Raw genomic sequence first — 19,828 nt, 5'->3', positions numbered from 1 at the left:
CGTTTTCGGGCGGCGACGCATCCTTTTCGGCCCTTTCGGGAAAATCGGCGGTGTGCGTGTCGGGCTGACGAGAGCTTTAGCCCTTCACGCACACCACCTGCTTGAGCGTATGGACGATCTCGACCAGGTCGGCCTGCGCCGCCATCACAGCCTCGATCGGCTTGTACGCCTTGGGCGTCTCATCGATCACGCCTTCGTCCTTGCGGCACTCGACGCCCGCAGTGTCGCGGATGTGCTCGTCGAGCGTCACCAGCTTCTTCGCCGCGGTTCGGGACATGATGCGTCCAGCTCCGTGCGAGCAGCTGTCGAACGACTCCGCGTTGCCCAGCCCTCGGACAATGAACGACTTGGCGCCCATCGAGCCGGGGATGATACCCAGCACGCCCTTCGCCGCGCGGACCGCGCCCTTGCGGGTGACCAGCACGTTTTCACCGAAGTGGTTCTCGCGCTGGACATAGTTGTGGTGACAGTTGACTGCCTCCAACTCCGCATCGAACGGCTTGGCGATCTGTCCCCGCAGCGCGCGGATGACATTGGTCATCATCATCCGCCGGTTCAGCGCCGCAAAGTCCTGCGCCCAGCCGACCGCCTCGACATAGTCGTCGAAATGGTCGGTCCCTTCCGGGAAATAGGCCAGGTTCTCGTCGGGCAGGTTGATGTGCCACTTGCGCATATCCTGCTTCGCCAGCTCGATAAAATAGCTGCCGATCGCGTTGCCGATGCCGCGCGAACCCGAATGAAGCATCACCCACACGCGCTGGTCCTGGTCGAGGCACAGCTCGATGAAGTGATTGCCTGTGCCGAGCGTGCCCAGATGCACCAGATTGTTGGTGTTCTTGAGCTTCGGATATTTCTCGACGATCCGCTCGAAGCGCTGGGCAAGCGTAGCCCAGGCCTCGACGATCGCCACGGGCGGATCACCCCATGAGCCCTTGTCACGCTTGCCCCGTCCCACGTCGCGTCCGTGCGGCACCGCCTGCTCGATCGCGGAACGGATGCCCTCGAGATTGTCGGGCAGGTCGCTCGCCACCAGCGACGTGCGCGCCGCCATCATGCCGCAGCCGATATCGACGCCCACCGCCGCCGGGATCACCGCGCCCTTAGTCGGAATCACCGAGCCGACGGTCGCCCCGATACCGATATGGACATCGGGCATCGCCGCGACGTGCTTGAACACGAACGGCATCTGCGCCGCGCGTGCAAGCTGGGCGCGCGCACCGTCCTCGACCGGCACGCCGCGGGTCCACATCTTGATCGGCACGCCACCTTCGACGTGCTGGAAATCATACAAAGCCTCGGTCATCCCGACCTCCCTCAAACGCGATCATGGTGCCGGCGACGACAATTGGCGAGACATCCCGGGCGAGCCCGGGGGCGGGGTCGAACCGCCTCAGCCTTTCGGCCTTACCGATGTAGTCCCACCGGCATTCGCCAGCGTTTCACTTGTCCTGTGCCGGCGACGATCGATGGCGAGACATTTTTTGCTGAGCTATCCGGTTGCCCGGAGGCGGAGTTGAACCGCCGACCTCCCGCCTCTCAGCGGGTGCTCTACCCTGTAGTCCCGCCGGCATTCGCCAGCTTGAAATGGGTCACGGCGACGAGAATGAGAAACACACCCCTAAGGGCCGGTGCTCTACCAGACTGAGCTACTGCCCTTGCGGGCAGGCGGGATTCGAACCCGCGACAGCCGCATTACCAATGTAGTCCTTCCCGGCATTCGCCGTGATGTTCGTGTCGGGCCGTGGCGACAAGAGTGACGAGAACGTCCTTGAGCTACCGCTGCAACGGGGGGACTCGAACCCCATCTCCCGTTCGGCATTGCTGCTTCGCGGGCGCTCTACTCTGGACTTTCGGGTTTCCCCTTGGAGCAATGTAATCCCGTCGGCATTCGCCACGGCCCTATTCGTTAGACCTCCGTCTGCTTGACGATGTCCACCCAGTCGCGCGTCTCGCCGGAGACGAAGCGCGCGATGGTGTCGAACACCGCGTCGGAGAAGCCTCCGACATTGAGTATGTCCGCCCGGCCCTGCGGCGCCTGGCTGGTGCCGTAGGGCTGGATGTCGACGCACACGAGCTTGGCGTTCGGGTTGCGGTTCTTCAGCCGCTCCCATTCGCGCATCGTCGCGGTCGCGCCGGCCCGGGTGGCATCCATCCAGGACTCGTTGTCCGAAACGATCACGACCAGGTCGACCTGCGCCCGCTCAGCATTGAGCAGGGCGAGCGGCGCCGAGACCGTGGTCCCGCCCCCGCCGACCGCCGCCAGCTTCGCCGCATTGACGGCGACGCGGGCATTGCGATCCAGCTTCAGCTTCACCACCGCCTGCTCGAACGGCAGGACGCGGGTGTCACGGTTGGTGCGCAGCATCGCCGCCGCGACCAGGGCCGCGACATCGATGCACCGAACCTTCGACGAGGCGCCTTTGCGGTAACCCGTCGCCGGAGAGCCCATCGAGCCCGACACGTCAGGACAGATGACCACACGGCCCGGCACCGTCGGCACGCGGACGAGCGACTGCTCGAGCGCATCCTCCAGCGCCGCCTGCACCTTGAGCGGCACGCCCTCACCGGCCTGCCCCAATGCCACCATCAGCTGATAGGGCATGGGTTTGATCTTTCCGAGCACACTCGCGTCGGTGAGCCGCGCGGCAACCGCATCGGTGACCCCCGCCACGTCGAACGCGCCGTTGCGCGCCAGCGTGTTGAGGTTCATCCGCAGCGCCTGCCACCCGATCCGCGTGGAAAGCTCTGCCCAGTTCTCCGCGGTCAGCGGAAACGCGGTGAGCCACTCGAACGGCACCGCCGGCAACGGCAGCGACCGATCGGCCTTCCACGCTTCGAACGCAGCGATCTCGGCAGGCAGCGCGGCAACGTCATAGGGACGCCCGATCAGCCAGCCATAGAAAGCGCGCCGCACCGCATCGGCAGGCTTGGGGTGAACCATGCGGACGATATCCGCCAGGCTCGGATCCTTGCCCGTCGCCGCAGCCAACAGCTGCGGCATCGATGCCTGCTCCAGCCAGCGCTGGACCAACCGCTTCGGCCGCGAGCCGAGCGACGAGCGGCCCACCTGGCCCGAGCGCATGATCTGCACGAAGTTGCGCAGCATGCGGCCATTGTCGATCACGCGGTTGAACACCGCGACCGCGAGGTCGGGATCGGCAACCGTCAGATAGGCCGCCAGCAGAGCCGGCATGTCCTTCATCGTGCCCGACTGGCGGGCATAGATGGCTGCCTGCGCCACGAAGTACGGATCGCAGGCGCGCGCCGCCTCCAGTACGTCCGACAGCTGGGTCTCCGCGGCGCCGTAGAAGCCGTCGGCCAGCGTGCCGGTCGCCGCGACCTGGGCGAGCTTGTGCTCGGGCCCATAGGCATAGGCCGGCGCTCCCTCTCGGTTCCGCGTGTCCGCGGCCGGCATCAGCTTTGCGATCGCCGAAGCGAAAAGTCCCTTGTTGGCCATTGTCCAACCCTCCTGCTGGCACCGCCCTGGGCGACGCCGTGAATTCCTCGGGGGCGGCCAGCCCATTCCGACCGCCCCGCGTTCCGCCGCCGGTTCAGGATGTTCGACCGCCCTGTCCGACGCAGATGTACTCCGCAGGAGGCGTGCCAGTTTATGGAACCGGCTAGCGCAATTCTTATAATGCACTGATTCTCAGCGATTTTATTGCAGACACCGGCCGCATTGTGATCCGTGGAAGAACGAAGTGCCCGCAAATATCCTATCGCTGTAGATCGAGATTTATCCTATAGGATAAGCATGAAACCTCTCACCGTTATCGGATTCCTCGGATCGACGCTGGACACGAGCAAGTTCGGCCCGTCGCGCTGGAACAAGTGGCGCCCCTCGGTCGCGCTCACCATGCACGAGGATCTGCGCGTCGATCGCTTCATCCTGCTCCATGGCGCGCCGCACAGCCGCCTCGCCGAATATGTCGCCGAGGATATCCAGTCGGTATCGCCCGAGACACGGGTCGATCTGCGCCGCCTCGACTTCAGCGATCCGTGGGACTTCGAGGAAGTGTACGGCAAGCTGCTCGACTTCGCCCGCGCCGAGCCCTTCGATCCCGATGCCGAGGACTATCTGGTCCACATCACCACCGGCACGCACGTCGCCCAGATCTGTCTCTTCCTGCTCACCGAGGCGCGCTATCTGCCCGGGCGGTTGCTCCAGACCCAGCCGGCCAAGCGTGCCGAGGACGGAGGCGCGCCCGGACGCTGGACGGCAATCGACCTCGATCTCTCCCGCTACGACAGCATCGCCACACGCTTCGCCGTGGCAGCAGAGGAGAGTACGTCCTTCCTCAAGTCTGGCATCGCAACGCAGAGCGTTACCTTCAACCGGATGATCGACGAGATCGAACATGTCGCGCACCGCTCAAAGGCGCCGATCCTGCTGATGGGCCCGACCGGGGCGGGCAAGAGCCAGCTTGCGCGCCGCATCTACGAATTGAAGCGCCTCAAGCACCAGATCGCAGGTCCGTTCGTCGAAGTGAACTGCGCGACCTTGAAGGGCGACAGTGCGATGTCCGCCTTGTTCGGACACCGCAAGGGTGCCTTTACCGGCGCGGTCGCCGACCGGCCCGGGCTGCTGCGTGCCGCGGACGGGGGCATGCTGTTCCTGGACGAGATTGGCGAGCTGGGGCTCGACGAGCAGGCGATGATCCTGCGCGCGATCGAGGACAAACGCTTCCTGCCTGTTGGCTCGGACAAGGAAGCCGCGTCGGAGTTCCAGCTGATCGCCGGCACCAATCGCGATCTGGGCGAGGCGGTGGCCGCCGGTACGTTCCGCGACGACCTGTATGCGCGGCTCAACCTGTGGACGTTCCAGTTGCCCGGCCTCGCCGAGCGGCGCGAGGATATCGAGCCCAATCTCGATTACGAGCTCGACCGCTTCGCGGAGCGCGAGGGCGACCGCGCGAGCTTCAACAGGGAAGCACGCCAGCGCTATCTCGCTTTCGCGACCAGCCCGGACGCGACCTGGCCGGGCAATTTCCGCGACCTCGCGGCGAGCGTCACGCGGATGGCGACCCTCAGCCCCAAGGGCCGCATCGACATGGAGTGCGTCGAGGCCGAGATCGGACGCCTGAAGCGCCTGTGGTCCGGCCAACGCGACGACGGCGCCGACGTGCTGGCGGAAGTCCTTGCGCCCGAGGCCCTGGCTGAAATCGATCCCTTCGATCGCGTCCAGCTTGCCGAGACCATTCGGATCTGTCGGAAGAGTCGCTCACTTTCCGAAGCCGGGCGCACGCTCTTCGCAGCTTCGCGCACCCGGCGGACATCGGCGAACGATGCCGACCGGCTGCGCAAGTATCTCGCACGGTTCGGTCTGGAGTGGCCTGGCATCGCATCGCTTTAGCCACAATATTTTCGAACGAAGGCGGGGAAGGCGGAGGGATTTCAGCTTTCTACTCAAGCACTTGATTTAGCTTGAAAGCTTCCTCGCCCACAATCTCCGCCCCCACATTCTTCCCCACACGCGGTAGGAGATTTTTTGGAGCTAGGTGGCACTGCTCGTGCCGGCAACCGGCGCCAAAACGGCACCGGAGTCTTCACCCTAGTGCCGCCAATTTCCCTAAACAACGATGCGCAGACAATGGTTTACCCCGTAGGGGGAGCCATTCCCTTTATCCTGTTTTCGCAAATACGGCATCCTGACGAGCCATCGTTCATGGCTCACCGAAGAAAGCAAAGTAGAAGAGGGCCGCGTCCACACAGCAGCCAGCGACTACAATTGCCCAAAAAATGACGGGTTGCTCATTCCGCCGGAACCCTTTGCCATCGGGTGTACCGCTGCCAGTTTTAAGCGCACGGACCACGATGAAAGCTCCGAAAATTCCAGCAAGCAATGTGGGTATATTGACCAAGGCATCCCTTTGGCGCGCTGGCACTTGGATATTTGAGTGTCCGTCCAGGTTCCCGCAAAACTAACCGATGGCAGCTGCACACTTCCGACATCAAACGTGCCACCACCGCCAGAGCCAGAGTCGTTCCATGATTTTGAATAGCCTCCGCCGATACCCAAACGACCGCCACCAACTCCGATCGATGCTCCGATGGAAAACCCATCTGACATGCCGGTGAATGCACCGATGCTGCTGTAGCTCGGTGCTGTGAGGGTCGCACCCGCCGCTAAGCCTGCTCCGAAACCAAAGGTTGTGAAAGTCCCGTGCGTTCCGGTCTGCTGATTGACCCAAGTGCCGGTTGCACCGACCATTCCAATGGCGAGCACACCTGAACCGCTAAGCGTTTTCGTCTTAATCCGCCCGTTTTCGTTCATCGCATCGGCGCATGTGAAAGGCCGCTGCTTTTTCGGCTTTCTAGGACCAAGTGAGGATCAGCCCCTGGCCCCTGACCACCTTTCCCGGACTTGGAAACTTTTTACACAGAATAGCATCGGCCCTGTGACCGTGATTACACTGCCCGGCGTCGGATATTGCGGCGGTGGAACAGCCACCCTCCCCCGGTTTGCAGTCTCGAAGCCCGGAGGGATCTATCAAATTGACGGGATCACCGCCGACGTAATTGTACCAGTTCGGCCCGTCCTCATAGCCGATCGGATCGGTCTGCGTGAAGCGATCAAGCTCCGGCGAATACATCCGCGCCTTGTAGTGATAGAGCTCGAGCTAGGGCATCCATCCCTGCCCGGGCACACAGGTTGCTTCGGATTGTGCTGCAACAATTTCCGCTCGCGGCGAAATGTGTGAGCCAGCATCATACACCGAGCTATAAGCCTCCCCCGAAGAACGAAATGATCTTCGTCCCGACCACCTTCATTGCGATGGCCACGGCGAGAACTATGACGGCCATCACTATGTCTTTCGGCAAGAACCCCCATCCCAACTGAAGAAACAGGTCGACGATTCCGGCAATCGCGATGCTCGCGGCAACTGCAATCACGCCCCAGATTGAAATTTGGAAGGCGTAATTCGTGAATGTCGTCGGCTTATTCATGGCGTGCATCCCAGCTGTGGCGTCGCGGCAGTGGCAGTGACCTTCCCTCCGTACCCGGCATAGGCACCCACACCCGCGTCGGGACCACCGCTTAGAGACCCTCCACTACCGTTCGTGCCGACCGATACTTCGCCGCCACCGCCAAACGCAGCACCCGCAGCGACGACGTGCTGACCGCTCACACCGGACTGGACCGGGCCGTTGGAATATCCAACGGACGGCGAATAACCAGCACCTCCGAAGAAGCCCAATCCGCCGAGCAACGAGAAGCTGCCGGATGCGTAGAATTGGGTTCCTCGCAAATTGAGACGGCTGATCGACTCAAGCGGGATCGAGATGCCGGCTTCGGTGCTGACATTACCGATCAGGTAAAGGAATGCCCCAGTCGCAGAAGCACCCAGCGGCGAGATGTTGATCCTGGCGCCGCGCGGGCATGGATGCGGCTTATTATTCTGCGGCTTTTTCGGGCCAGGTCCGGGTCCAGGTCCTGGCCCTTGACCACCTTTGCCCTGGCTTGGAAATTTTACACAGAATATCATCGGCGCTGTGACCGTGATTACACTACCCGGCGTCGGATATTGTGGCGATGGAACAGCCACCCCCACCTCCCCCGGTTTGCAGTCTCGAAGCCCGGAGGGGTCTATTAGATTGACGGGATCGCTGCCGACGTAGTTGTACCAGTTCAGCCCGTCTCCATAGCCGATCGGATCGGTCTGCATAAAGCGTCCAAGAGTCGGCGAATACATCCGCGCCTTGTAATAATAGAGCCCGAGCTCGGGCATCCATGCCTGCCCGGTATATTGGAAGCGCCCGATATTGCTGGCTGCCGGGATGCCATATTCGTCATAGCGGTTGATGCCGGTCGCGTTGCCCGAGCTGTCGGTCACGGCCACCACCGAACCGCGCTCGTCCGCATGGAGCCAGCGACGGTCGCCCGTGCCCGACCCTTCGTACCACACCACCGGTTCGTCGGTCCCGGGACCCCAGACATAGCGGCGCAGGATCGTCCCGCTGGTCGAGTTGTACTCGGCTGCCATCTGGCTGCCGGCCCAGGCGAAGCGCGTGTCTGCGGAGGGGCCGGTATAATATTGCAGCAACTGCCCGCCGGCCGGCTCGTAGACCATCGTGACGCCGGGCGCGGACGACATCCGGTTCTCCGAGGTATAGTCGTAGCTCGAGCTTCCCGAAGCGGTCAGGTTGCCCCGGCCATCATAGCCCAGCGGCGTGCCGCCAGCGGCCGTCATCTGGTTGAGGCCGTTGACCGAATAGGGACGATCGACATTGTAGTGCCCCGTCCAGGCATAGGCGTCGTTCGAGCGGGTCGATGCGCCGATCTGGCCTGCAGGATTGTAGGTGAAGCCGTTGGTGAAATCATAGGCGCTGCCGCCCAGGTCCTGGCTCAGGGACGAAAGCCGCGACACGGCATCATAGCCATAGCTCGTGCTGGTGCCGTTGCCGCGGGTGACGCTCGTGCGCCGGCCGAGGTCGTCATAGCCATAGGTCGCAAGCACGCCAGCACCCGAGGTCGCGCCATTCTCGCGGATCGCCGTGACTTCGCCGGTCAGGTTGTAGTCGTAATCGACATGGAAGCCGTCGCTCCATGTCATCCGCGTCTCGCGCCCGGCAAGGTCATAGGCATGGAGCGTGCCGGCGTTGTAGTTCTGCTCGTTCACGACACGCCCAAGCGCGTCATAGGTGAACGCGTTGACCGCATAGCCATTTCCGGTGGCATTGGTGAGGCGCCCCAGCAGATCGTAGCTATAGACCACGTCCCAATCGAGATAGGCGGTGTTCGGCGTCACCTTGCTGGCTACGCGATTTAGGTTGTCATAGCCATAGGTGATCGTCTGACCATCCCGCAGGCGGCGCGAAGTGACGTTGCTCGCAGCGTCATAGCCCAGCTGCTCGTAATCGCTCGCCGAACTCGTCGCGGCGCCCTGCGCGGGCACCGGATAATAGGTCTTCGAGAGCCGATCGAATCCGTCATATTCGTAGCTGGTCTTGTTGCCTTCACCATCGGTGACGCTGGCGACCTTGCTGTTGCCAGAATATGCGGTCACGATCTCATCCGCCTGATCGGCCGTGCCATAGGCCGTCTGGACCCGGGTGACCCGATCCGCCGCGTCATAGATCTTTCGCGTGATCCGGTCCGGTCCGGCGGAGCCGGCGGTAGCCAAGCTGCATGCTCCCGGCAATGATCCCCAGGTCGCGCCGTTCATCCGCAGCGCGGTGCAATCCAGGCGTCCCGCCGCATCATAGCCGTATTGCGTCACATTGTAGGTCGTGCCGCCAGCACTCAGATCGTCCCTGGTCTTGAAACCGTTGGAGTCATAGGTCGTGGCCAACTGCTGCTGGCTGGAGAAGGCTGCCCAGTCGCCGTCGCCGGTTCCGCCCACTGTTCCAACCTCCACCAGCGTCGGCTGATCATCGCTGTTGAAAGTGGTTCGCTCGGCCCTGCGCAGCCGCGGGCCGGCGCCATCCGGGTCTGGGGAAATGATGCCCACGCGATTATTCGCCGCATCATAGCGGAACGTGGTGGTGTCGTCGCTTCCTGCCAGCGGTCCATCGACGGAGAGAAGGTTGCCGGAGCTGTCATAGCTAGCGGTTTGCGTGGCGGTCAGGCTGCCGTCACCGGAGCCCTTGCTTACGCCGCTCGGCAGAAGGTTGCCGTTGTAGGAGATCGTGGTCTTCACCTCATCGGCGCCGCCGGCACAGCTGCTGGTCGTGCGGCAGGCCGAGACCCCGGTCAGCATCGAGACGCCCGCGACCGACGAGTAACTATATCGGGTCTGCGGCTGCACGCCCCCTGCCGTTGCCGCGGAGGACGTCACCGAGGTTGGCTGCCCCGTTGTCGGGTCATAGGTGTAGTCGGTCTGATTGAGCTTAGCGTCCTTGGTCCAGATGGGGCTGTTGCACGTCACCACGTTGCTGCAGCTGTCCGCATATTTGGCGGTCGTGACGATATCCGCGCCACCTACCGTCGGCTTCGCCTTCAACGTGGTCGAAGTGACATTGCCCCGGCCATCATAGGCATACTGGACCTTGTTGCCTTCGGGATAGGTGACCTCGGTCAGGCGGCTGCTCGTGTCGTAGTCAAATTGCGTAACGAGGTTCCCGGACGCTAGGACCTGTGTGATCTTGTGCACCCGCCCTTTCGTCAGGTCCGCCTCGACTATCTTTTGATTTGAGAGCGCGTCGGTAACGGTTGTGGTGGCGATCGAGCCGCTGACGATGCGCGAATAATTGGTAGTCAGACCGTCGATCGTGATCGACGACACATAGGAAGGAGTGCCGCTGTAGCTGATGGTCGTCGAATAGGAGGCGGCGCCGGGGCGCTGGATTCCGGTCAGCGGCACGCTGCTGGCGCTGAAACGCCAGGTGCGGCCTGCCGGGTCCGTATAATCGCCGAAGTTCCGCACCGGATCCAGATAGGTGATCGTCGGCGCGGACGCGGGGGGTTGGTTGCTGTTGGAGAACGCAACTGAGGTCCGCTGATACCAAGGGGTCGGCGGCGCAGAGGAGGTGCCGCCCGTGGTGTCTGATTGATAGTTTACCTGGAAACCATATCCAGCCGAGCTCGTGACTTTGCTCAACCGATAGTAAGAAATGCCTGCGGTGCAACTGGGCCCGGAGCCGCTAGTGCATCTCTGCGCCCAGTCATAGGTAATCGTGAACTTCATCCCGTTGGGCTTGGTGATACTGACCGGGATGCTGCAGGAGAAATCACCGTATCGCGAGCAGGCGTAACCCTGGACTGGATAAGTTCCGCTCAGCTTGCCCACGCCGAGCGATCTGAACTCGGTCTTGGTGCCGTCTGAGGCCGTATAGGTGTAGCCTGCACCGTTAACGACCAGCGTCGCCCCGCTTCCCGTCAGGGGAGTATAGGTGGTTCCACTCACGGCAAACGCGTCCGAGGCCGGACCCTGGATGACATAGGCGACCGTCGAGCCGCCAACGGTCCGAAGTGCCACGCCGCCGGTCCAATCGTCGGCCCAGCCACCGTCACCGTTGCGGGTACGCGTGAAGGCCACTTTGCCTTCGCCGGAACCGATCGCGCCTTCCGTTAAGGTGGTGACATAGTTGCCGCTGACCAGATCCACACCATTTTCGTCCACATCGACATGGATGGGTGGCGTCGTCTGCGCCATAGCCGGCACTAGGTGGCCGGCACCGAGAATGGTCGATGCGCAGAGCAGGCCAAGGCGGCGCGCGCGCGGAGTCATGTGCTTGCGGATCATAAGTGCTCCGTGAAAGGAGGCCAGGTATCGGCCGCGCGACTCCCTTTTCAGGAACGCAGCCTGCGACGATTGCGGATTGGACGAATGGTCGCGTCAGGGAGCGGGATTGGGAGACCCGGTGACCTTGACGTTCTTGCGGTTGTCGGCCTTGTCGAGGGTATACTCGGTCTTCACCCCGTTATTCACGGTCCCCGAGCGCTCGACCTTCACCAGACGCCCCTTCGCGTCATAGGTGTAGGTTACAGTTTCATTGGCCGACGCGTGTGAAGCGAGAACCGCGCTCAAGACGAGCCCGCTGGTCAGGATGCTACGCATATACCCCCATCTCGTGACGACGCGTTAGATTCCGTCACTCTCGGTCATCATGCCTGGTTGCACAAAATCCCCAAGGTGGAGATTGCACCGAAACGAAGCCAAACTGGGGACGTGCACCCGTCATCGCTCAAGACACATCCGCCTCATAGAACATCGGGTTCTTGAGCCATTCGGCGATCGCGGACTCGCGCCAGCCGGCGCACCGGGTGCTGATCTGGACGTTCCTGGGAAACGTGCCGTTCTGCATCTTGCGGTACATGGTAGAGCGGCTGAGGCCGGTGCGCTCGAGAACGGTCTTGATCCGGAGGATACGGTCGGGGGTGTCGGTCTGCATTGGTATCACCTTGCACTTGGTGCCGTTGAGTGGTGCGCCCCGGGGTAAGTTGGGCAGGAATCCAGACAGGTGAAAAGGGCCTCTTGGGTGTCAGAGGGTGCCTTTGCGGCCATAGCGTGCACAAACGTAGGATAGCGTAGGTCGCTGGAATCCGGGTGCTTGTGTCAGGGCGTCCCACGCTGCGCGTGACCGCGCTCTACGCCGCTTGCGCGGCCCCGAGCCGCTGCGCGTCTCGGCCCATTCGGGTTGCGGTCGCTGACGTGGCGGCCGGCGGTGCCGGCCTGAAGCGGAACGCGATGTCTGATGGGCGTTCTCTGGCGGACTGCTGCGCAGCCGCCAGGGTCCGCGGTGCTTCTTGTTTTCCGCGTGACACACTCGATCCGGCCGAAAGGCACGGCGGCGGCTGGCGCACAGTTGCGTGCGCACGCCGCCGCGACGGCCGCCCGGATTCGAGAGTGCTGCTTTGATGGGCGCCTTCGGCGCCGGGCGCTGCGCTTCTGAAGATCTGCGGACGGTGCTGGTGCGCCGGCGTTTGCCTGTCGGCCGCGGCCAAGGGGGGTGGGCGTCGCTCCCTCTAGTCCCGTCGCGGCGTGCCGCAACCCGGCTTGCGCCGGGTCCTCCACTGTGTTTCGGCCCTGCGGGTGCCGCCCGCCGCTCAAGCGGGACTGCCAGTCTGCTCCTTGCCGCCCGCCCCCCTTTTCCGGGGCCGGTGCGGTGTTTGAAGAGGAGTAGGACAGATGGAACTCGAGCATATCGATGTTGCCAAGCTCTGCATCTCCGCTGCCAACATGCGGGCCAAGGGCAAGGCCGACCTGTCGCACATCCTGCCGTCGATCCGGGCACGGGGTGTGCTGGTGCCGCTGATCGTGCGGCCGACCGAGGAAGCCGAGCGCTTCGAGATCGTGGCGGGCAAGCGGCGCTACCATGCGGCGTTGGTCGTGGCGGAGGAGAGTGGGGAACCCGGATCGTCCAATTGCCTCGCGGGATGTCACTCGCCGGATCTTATTTCGCAGACCTTTTGGCTTCCGGTGATGGTGACGTTCACGGTTCCGGTTGCCGTGGCGCCCAGCGAATCCGCGACGACGTACGAGACTATTTCGTTGCCGGGTCAATCCGAGACGATCTCGATAGCCGTGATGAAAATCTCATCGAAGTTTCGTTGGTCGATCGAGCCGGCTACGGACTGGGGGTCATAAGCAACTTTCGCGTCCATCATCAAATTCCGGGTTAATCACGCTGCCGACCCCCGGCAAATCCTTGTACTTGTCTTCGGTACCCATCACGTGACCCACTTCATGGCCCACCCCGAGCACGTCGCCGGGACGGCCGGGTTTTATCGAGAGTGCGGACTGCCAGATTTCGGCCGCGGTAGGGTAGCACGAACGCGGACATAGCTGCGCCAACCCTACTCAAAGAGCGATAATTCCCCGCCGCAGGGCGACGGTCACCGCTTGGGTGCGGTCATTGACGTCGAGCTTGGAATAGATGGCCCGCAAATGCGCCTTCACCGTATCTTCGGACAAGGACAGTCTGCGAGCGATGACTTTGTTGGCGTTTCCATCGGCAACCATGCCGAGAACCTCAACCTCGCGCATGGTGAGCGGATCCTCGGCGGCATGAACCGCGATCTCTTGTGCCACTTCCGCCAGAACGTAACGGCGGCCTTTGTGCACGACGCGGATCGCCTCCAGAAGTTCTTTGCGCAGCGACGTCTTGAGCAAATATCCCGATGCACCGGCCTTCAGCGCGCGCAATGCCTGAACATCACCCTCATAGGTGGTCAGTACGACAATGCGCGCGCCGGCAAATTCCTCGCGGAGCGCCTTGATAACTTCCAGTCCGCCCAGCACCGGCATTTGCAGGTCGAGCAGCATGATGTCAGGCCGGAGGGTGCGATAGGCGGCGATCGCCTCCTCGCCATTTGCCGCCTCGCCCGCGATCGTGATGTCGGGCTCGTTGCTGACGATTGCGGCGATACCGTCGCGCAGCGCCGCGTGATCGTCGACGACGAGAACGCGTATGGGCACAATGTCGAGAGTCATGACGCGGCCCCGGTCCGCCGCCAGAAACGAAAGCGCGGGGCGTGATCGGCATAGGCGCGCGCAGCCGGAATGAAGAGAGAGACTTCCACGCCCGCGCCGTCTCGGCTTCGCACAACAAGACGGCCGGAGATGCGTTCGGCACGTTCACGCATCCCGACAAGGCCGTAATGCCCCTCGCGCGAACCGCTGTTTACAAGCGCTGGGTCGATGCCTTTGCCATCGTCCAGCACAATCACGGTCAGGCCGCTGCGTTGATAGCCAACCAGCGCCTCGACCAGTGCAGCGCCGGAATGCCGGGCTGCGTTACGAAGCGCCTCGGTTGCGACTGAGAGGGCCTCTTCGCACGCATCAGCGCGCAGCTCCCGTGCCCGGCCTTCGACCATCACCTGAAATCGCGGGCCACCCTCCGGGATGCTTTCAGCTGCCGCGTCCGCGATTGCCTGGGGTAAATCCACTGCGCTCATCGGTGCGCGCAGCTCGCGCACCCGCTCACGCCCTTCAACGAGAGTCGCGTCCGCGCGTTCGAGTGCATCATCGAGCTTGGCGCGCGCCTCTCCCCCGGCAGGCAGCACATTTGCCACCGATTGGAACCGGAGCATCAAACCCTGAAACCCTTGCAGCAAGGTGTCGTGCAACTCACGTGCGATCCGCTCGCGCTCGGCAATCCGCGCGTCGAAACGGCCCTGGATCCTCGCTGTCTCCTGCCGCAGACGCAGCGCGTAAGCGCCCCATGCAAGCAACGCCAGAACCAAGGCCAGCAGAAGCTTGAACCACACCGATTGGAGGAACGTCGGCGCGATCGTGAAGCTGAGCGTTGCGCCTTCCTTGTTCCAGACGCCCGCATCATTCGCGGCGATAACCTGGAAGCGATAAGTCCCGGGCCCCAGGCGGGTGTAAAAAGCTTGGCGCCGCGTCCCCGGATCGATCCAGCCATCGTCGACACCGCCAAGCCTGTAACGGAAGCGAACGCGCCGCGGTTCAACGAACGACAGCGAGGCATAGTCGATTTCCAAACTATTCGTGCCCGCGGGCAGGTTGAGGTCTCTCGACGTATCGTACTCGTGCCCGTTGACCCGCAGCGCCTGGATCGCCACTGGCGGCGGCACCCGATTTCGGAACAGGTTCGCCGGATCGATCCAGACGACGGCAGCTCCGGTCAGGAACACGATGCGCCCGTCGGGACGCGGAAACACGGTATTCACGGATCCCGATTGCTGCGTTGGACTGGCAGCCGCCGGCAAGCCGTCGAGCTGGTCAAAAAGCTCGACCGTCGGCGCCGGCGCGCGTGGATCGCGCATGGCGCTTGCCACCGCTTGGCGATTGAACCTGAGGATTCCGGACGCCGAGAGCACCCACAAATCCGGACCGGCCGTCGCCACGCCGAATACGCGGGCCAGCTCGGGAACACGATCCGTTCCAAGCCGGTGGAAACGCGTGCCATCGAATGCCGCCAGGCCTTGCTCGCCTCCGACATATTCGACGTCTCGATCGGGATAGACCACGCGTATCGGGCCGATGCCGACATCCGCCTCGGAAAACCGCTTCAAGCCCCGTGGATCACGCCGCACCAAAGCATAGGGATCTGCTCGCGCCGTCCAGATGGCACCGTCGCGACCCGGGTCGGCCTTTTGGATGAACCCGAGGGTTTGCGCCGAAGGCATGGTGGCGTCGCGCTGCCACCGGCCCCCGTTCAATATCCACGCTCCGTTTCCGCGCTGCCATACCCATAGACCGTTGCCGGGCCGCGAGAGCACGGATACGATCGTCGTGGTTTCTCCGCCGGGCGGCCGGGCGACATCGACGAAGCCCTTGCCTTGCAGGCGGAACAGCCCCCAGAGCGAGGCCATCCAGATCGAACCGTCGTCGGTCCGGGCGAACCGCTGGACGCTCCAGATATCATCGAGGACGCGCTCGACAGAACCATCGGGCAACATCCTGAAAAGAGGACCGCGCGCACTGCCGAAGGGATCGGAATTGTCGGTGCCCGTGCTCGCATGAATGTACAGCAGGTCCCCGATCGGGCCGGCGCTATAGCCGAACCGGTTTGCTCCCACGGGGATGGCGCGTTCGACCACGACATTCGCGGATCGAAACATGTCGAGCCCGGCTTTGGTCGACACCCAGATGTTGCCCTCGCGGTCCTCGAAGATTCGCCCCGCCATGTCGTGTGTGAGGCCGTCGGCAGCCGTGTACGCGTCCACGTCCATGACGCGCGCGCCGCGCTCGAGTGCCGACCTGGCGCGCAACAGTCCGCTGGTCCCGTTGACGCACCAGAGCGATCCATCCCGGTCGATGAAGATGGGCCCGGCGATGCGCGCAGAGACGGTACCGCCATATTCACGTGGCGGAATCTCCGCATCCGGAACGTTGGCGATATCCGGCAGGCGATACATTCTTCCGGGGCGCGCGACGTCGGCCGTCCAAACCCGGCCCGCGCGATCCTGCGCCAGGCCCATGCCGCTGCCGGCATAGCCCGCGGCGCGCGCGCAGGACCCGCCGCGAGGCCGACAATAGAAGACGCCGTCGAAGTTCTTTACCCAGACCACGTCGTCGCGAGCGATCGCCGCGCTGTATACCTGGGCATCCGGGAGGAGCTGGCGCCATTTGCCACCCGTCCGCCGCCATAGGCGGCGCCCGACGACCGCCCAGGCTTCGCTGCCATCGCGGGAGATCAGGATATTTGTCGTGCCCTCGCCGGATGGGCCACCCTGCTCCGAGGTGTAATGGACGATTTGCGACCCGCGGATGCGCGACAACCCGCCCCAGCTATAGCCGACCCAAAGGTCGCCTTGATGCGTCGCTCTGACGACGGAGATGCTATCCTTCGCCAGCCGCTTGGCCGGAAAGCGGTCGAAGCGCTGCCCGTCGAACCGGTGGAGCCCGTCGTCGGCACCGATCCATATATAGCCGTCGGCAGTCTGGGCGACAGATTTGATGTCGGTCGGAGCCCCGTCAGCCTGCGTGTAGGCACGATGATACATCTGGAGGATGGAGCGTGTCGGATCGAGCGCATGGGCCGTTGGCGCAAGCAATACACCCGCGACCGCAAGCAGCCCTGACAGCACACTTCTCAACCACCGCGACACGGACTCCCCCCAAGCCGGATGTATTCTGCACCAGGCGCGTTCGCACACGCCCATTCAGGCGAGGATTTTCTAACACCTTTGGAAATGACTGCTAGCAGCGGTTGGCCGCAACAAGCGAAATGCCTCCATTTTATCCTGCCGGGATCGTCGGCGCCGGACTCTTGCTGCTCAGATTCGCCGTCGCCGGGTCGGCTGTCCTGAGCGTGCTGCTCGCCCCCGCCGCGCCGTTTTGGTGCGCACCGCTCGTCGTCGTGATCGGTGCATCCCTATGCGTCGGCATCGGTGTTCGTGCATCGGCGTCCCTCGGTCTGCTCGCGGCACTCTGCGTGCCGACGGGCGCCCCGCAACTGCTGGTCATCGTTCATGCAGTCACGGCTGCTTCCCTCGTCCTGACCGGAGCGGGCGCTTACTCTCTCGACGCGAGATTTTTCGGCCGCCGCCGCGTGGTCCTGCCTGGCACCCATGACACGTCAGGGTGATCCCAGCATCGCCCATCGGACATAGGCGGCATGCGACGCACCAGCCATCCCTGCCCAGTACGTCCGGACGAACCGCACACCGGCGTTCGTGCCCGGCCAAGAGGCGATTTCGCGAGTGATTGATTGCCGTCCGCACTCAAGGAGCAAAATATGACCGACAAGATGGGAGCCACCGGGATCGATCGGCGTGATCTGCTGCAGGCCGGTGGCGGTCTGGCGATGACCGGCTTGCTGGCGACGGGCGGCGTCGTGCCGGCAGTCGCGGCGGAGGCGGGTGCGACCTCGCTCGGCATGCGGCTGCGGGGCGTTCAGCATTTCGGCCTGACGGTCCAGAACATGGAGCGCGCCTTCACCTTCTACACCGAGGTGCTGGGTGGAACCGAGGTGATGCGCGACGGCGATTTCCAGGGCGAGCGCATCCACAATACGCTGCTGACCGACCAGGAGATCGAGGCCCGGGCGCGCGGCGTCAATCCGCGCACGATCGGCGTGCCCGATCTCAGGGGCGGCAGCCAGCGGCTCGACGTGCGGTTCATCCAGTTCGACAATGTCGTGCTCGAGCTGCTGCAATATCGCGATGCCGACCAACCGCTGGGCGGACCGCGCAGCTTCGCCGAGCCGCTCGACCATATGAGCCCGGCCTTCCCGCGGATGATGCACATCTGCTTCCACATCCGCGACGATGTCGACTTCAACCAGTTCATCCACGATCTGGAAGCCGAATCGGCACGGCGCGGCATGATCCAGGTCCGCGCCAATCGCGTGGTGACGGTCACGAGCGAAGCCCAGCGTCAGGCGGCGGCGATCGAGGCCAATTCCAATCCGATCACCGAGGGCAAGTCGAACGGCTGGCGGCTGATCTACTGCAAGGGTCCAGAGGGCGAGCAGCTCGAGTTCGTCCAGGCGCTGGGGCCCGTCAAGCGCACCTTCGACAATGCCCGCGAGGCGCGCCAGCGCCTGGTAGCGGGCCGGTCCTAACCCTCGCATCGAAGGATCAGCCCATGTTCGGCTCGCTTCTGGGACGTCGCGTCCTCAATGCGGAGGACACGCCGTACATCACCGGCGTCAACACGCCGATGCGTGAGGAGCTGACGATCGAGAACCTCGAGGTCGTCGGCACGATCCCGCCCGCGCTGCGCGGCCGATACCTGCGCATGGGGCCCAATCCCATGCATCCCAGTCCGAGCCGGCATCACTGGTTCGCAGGCGACGGCATGATCCACGGCGTCCGTATCGAGGATGGCAAGGCGCTCTGGTACCGCAACCGCTGGATCCGCTCCAACGCGGTCAGCGACGCGCTTGACGAGGAAAGGACGCCGGGACCGCGTCACCTGTTCGACACGGTCAACACCAACGTCCTCGGTTATGGTGGCACGACGTTCGGGCTGATCGAGGCCGGCAGCACGCCGGTGGTGATCGGCGAGACGCTGGAGACCGAGCGCTATACCGATTTCGCGGGCACGCTGCATGGCGGGCTGAGCGCACATCCGCATGTCGATCCGCTGACCGGCGAGATGCTCGCGGTCAGCTATGATGCGGCGAAATGGGGTACGATCCGTTATCTGGCGATCGGCCCCGACGGCACGGTGCGGCGCGAGGCGAAGATACCGGTGCGAAGCGGCCCGATGATCCACGACTTCGCCTTTACCGGCCGGTTCGCGATCCTACTCGACCTCCCCGTCACCTTCTCGCTCATCTCGGCGATATCGGGCTATCAATTCCCCTATCGCTGGAATGAGGATCACGAGGCGCGCATCGGCCTGCTGCCACGCGACGGCGGGGCCGAGGATGTCGTCTGGTGCCCGCTCGATCCGTGTTTCGTCTTCCATGCCGTCAACGCGCATGACGCGGCGGACGGAAGCGTGGTTCTCGACCTTGTCGTCCATGACAGGATGTTCTGGCGCCGGACCTCGGGCCCCGATTCCGAGCGATGCAGCCTGGAGCGCTGGACCATCGACCCGGAAGCCCGGACGGTGACGCGGACCACGCTCGATCCGGCGCCACAGGAATTCCCGCGCTGCGACGAGCGCCGGCTCGGCCAGCCCTATCGCTACGCCTATACGATGGCGATGATCGACCCGTTCCTCGGCACCGGTCTGTTCAAGCAGGATCTCGTGAACGGCACGCGCCAGGCGCATGATTTTCGGCCCGGCCCGCCACCCGTGCGAATTCATCTTCGTACCGGCCCATAGCGGTGCCGCGGAGGATGAGGGCTGGCTGATGGGTTTCGTCATCGACACGGCGTCCGAAACCACCGACCTGACGATCCTCGATGCGCGCAATTTCGAAGCGCCGCCCCTCGCCAGCGTCCGGATACCGCACATCGTCCCGCCCGGCTTCCACGGAAACTGGGTGGCGGACGCCGGCTGACCGCTTCCCAAGAGGA

General features: G+C 63.6%; 15 protein-coding genes and 1 pseudogene. 6 read left to right on the top strand and 10 right to left on the bottom strand.

Going from position 1 to position 19,828, the window contains the following annotated elements:
- Positions 1-76: 76 nt before the first annotated feature.
- Both GGR46_RS17565 and GGR46_RS17560 read right to left on the bottom strand, forming a co-directional pair.
- Entirely contained in the window at positions 77-1,303 is a 1,227-nt protein-coding gene (locus tag GGR46_RS17565; RefSeq protein ID WP_183999316.1) for an RtcB family protein, read from the bottom strand.
- Between the two features lie 603 nt (positions 1,304-1,906).
- Positions 1,907-3,457 (bottom strand): RNA-binding protein, encoded by a 1,551-nt coding sequence (locus GGR46_RS17560; RefSeq protein WP_183999315.1) that lies wholly within the window; start codon positions 3,455-3,457, stop codon positions 1,907-1,909.
- A 297-nt stretch (positions 3,458-3,754) separates the two neighbouring features.
- On the opposite strand from GGR46_RS17560, the gene rtcR reads away from it, so the two are divergent.
- Positions 3,755-5,353, top strand: coding sequence for an RNA repair transcriptional activator RtcR (rtcR, locus tag GGR46_RS17555; RefSeq protein ID WP_183999314.1), 1,599 nt, complete (start codon positions 3,755-3,757; stop codon positions 5,351-5,353).
- Positions 5,354-5,722: 369 nt separating this feature from the next.
- Here rtcR and GGR46_RS17550 read toward each other — a convergent pair whose 3' ends face one another.
- The 6 genes and pseudogenes from GGR46_RS17550 to GGR46_RS17525 form a co-directional block, all read right to left on the bottom strand.
- Entirely contained in the window at positions 5,723-6,274 is a 552-nt protein-coding gene (locus GGR46_RS17550) for a hypothetical protein (RefSeq protein WP_183999313.1), read from the bottom strand.
- A gap of 40 nt (positions 6,275-6,314) precedes the next feature.
- Positions 6,315-6,605, bottom strand: a pseudogene (locus GGR46_RS25935) (RHS repeat-associated core domain-containing protein); the annotation flags it as partial.
- 115 nt (positions 6,606-6,720) lie between these two features.
- Positions 6,721-6,948: a hypothetical protein gene (locus GGR46_RS17540; protein WP_183999312.1), complete on the bottom strand. Its 228-nt coding sequence runs from the start codon at positions 6,946-6,948 to the stop codon at positions 6,721-6,723.
- Positions 6,945-11,186 carry an RHS repeat-associated core domain-containing protein gene (locus GGR46_RS17535; RefSeq protein WP_183999311.1) on the bottom strand — a complete coding sequence of 1,414 codons (4,242 nt, stop codon included), beginning with the start codon at positions 11,184-11,186 and terminating at the stop codon, positions 6,945-6,947. The genes GGR46_RS17540 and GGR46_RS17535 overlap by 4 nt, the downstream gene beginning before the upstream one ends.
- Positions 11,187-11,279: 93 nt before the next feature.
- Positions 11,280-11,501, bottom strand: a complete 222-nt coding sequence (locus GGR46_RS17530) for a hypothetical protein (RefSeq protein WP_183999310.1) — start codon at positions 11,499-11,501, stop codon at positions 11,280-11,282.
- Between the two features lie 127 nt (positions 11,502-11,628).
- The gene (locus tag GGR46_RS17525) at positions 11,629-11,835 is read right to left on the bottom strand and encodes a helix-turn-helix transcriptional regulator (RefSeq protein WP_183999309.1); all 207 of its coding nucleotides are present in this window, start codon (positions 11,833-11,835) and stop codon (positions 11,629-11,631) included.
- A 737-nt stretch (positions 11,836-12,572) separates the two neighbouring features.
- On the opposite strand from GGR46_RS17525, the gene GGR46_RS25860 reads away from it, so the two are divergent.
- Positions 12,573-13,031, top strand: coding sequence for a ParB/RepB/Spo0J family partition protein (locus GGR46_RS25860; RefSeq protein ID WP_343058227.1), 459 nt, complete (start codon positions 12,573-12,575; stop codon positions 13,029-13,031).
- A 213-nt stretch (positions 13,032-13,244) separates the two neighbouring features.
- Here GGR46_RS25860 and GGR46_RS17515 read toward each other — a convergent pair whose 3' ends face one another.
- Together GGR46_RS17515 and GGR46_RS25855 are read right to left on the bottom strand one after the other, a co-directional pair.
- Positions 13,245-13,877, bottom strand: a complete 633-nt coding sequence (locus GGR46_RS17515; RefSeq protein WP_183999308.1) for a response regulator — start codon at positions 13,875-13,877, stop codon at positions 13,245-13,247.
- Positions 13,874-16,963, bottom strand: a complete 3,090-nt coding sequence (locus tag GGR46_RS25855; RefSeq protein ID WP_183999307.1) for a triple tyrosine motif-containing protein — start codon at positions 16,961-16,963, stop codon at positions 13,874-13,876. Before GGR46_RS25855 ends, GGR46_RS17515 begins: the two co-directional genes overlap by 4 nt.
- Before the next feature lie 119 nt (positions 16,964-17,082).
- On the opposite strand from GGR46_RS25855, the gene GGR46_RS17505 reads away from it, so the two are divergent.
- The 4 genes from GGR46_RS17505 (at position 17,083) to GGR46_RS17490 (ending at position 19,812) form a co-directional block, all read left to right on the top strand.
- On the top strand, positions 17,083-17,442 hold the full coding sequence (locus tag GGR46_RS17505) for a hypothetical protein (RefSeq protein ID WP_221262842.1): 360 nt from the start codon (positions 17,083-17,085) through the stop codon (positions 17,440-17,442).
- A gap of 150 nt (positions 17,443-17,592) precedes the next feature.
- Positions 17,593-18,420 carry a VOC family protein gene (locus GGR46_RS17500; protein WP_183999305.1) on the top strand — a complete coding sequence of 276 codons (828 nt, stop codon included), beginning with the start codon at positions 17,593-17,595 and terminating at the stop codon, positions 18,418-18,420.
- 23 nt (positions 18,421-18,443) lie between these two features.
- Entirely contained in the window at positions 18,444-19,634 is a 1,191-nt protein-coding gene (locus GGR46_RS17495) for a carotenoid oxygenase family protein (protein ID WP_183999304.1), read from the top strand.
- Positions 19,579-19,812 (top strand): carotenoid oxygenase family protein, encoded by a 234-nt coding sequence (locus tag GGR46_RS17490; RefSeq protein ID WP_183999303.1) that lies wholly within the window; start codon positions 19,579-19,581, stop codon positions 19,810-19,812. The genes GGR46_RS17495 and GGR46_RS17490 overlap by 56 nt, the downstream gene beginning before the upstream one ends.
- Positions 19,813-19,828: the final 16 nt, after the last annotated feature.

Source organism: Sphingomonas kyeonggiensis, assembly GCF_014196745.1.
GTDB classification, from domain to species: domain Bacteria; phylum Pseudomonadota; class Alphaproteobacteria; order Sphingomonadales; family Sphingomonadaceae; genus Sphingomonas; species Sphingomonas kyeonggiensis.
Note: the sequence above shows the minus strand (reverse complement) of the source record. Positions and strands in the feature narration are given on the sequence as shown.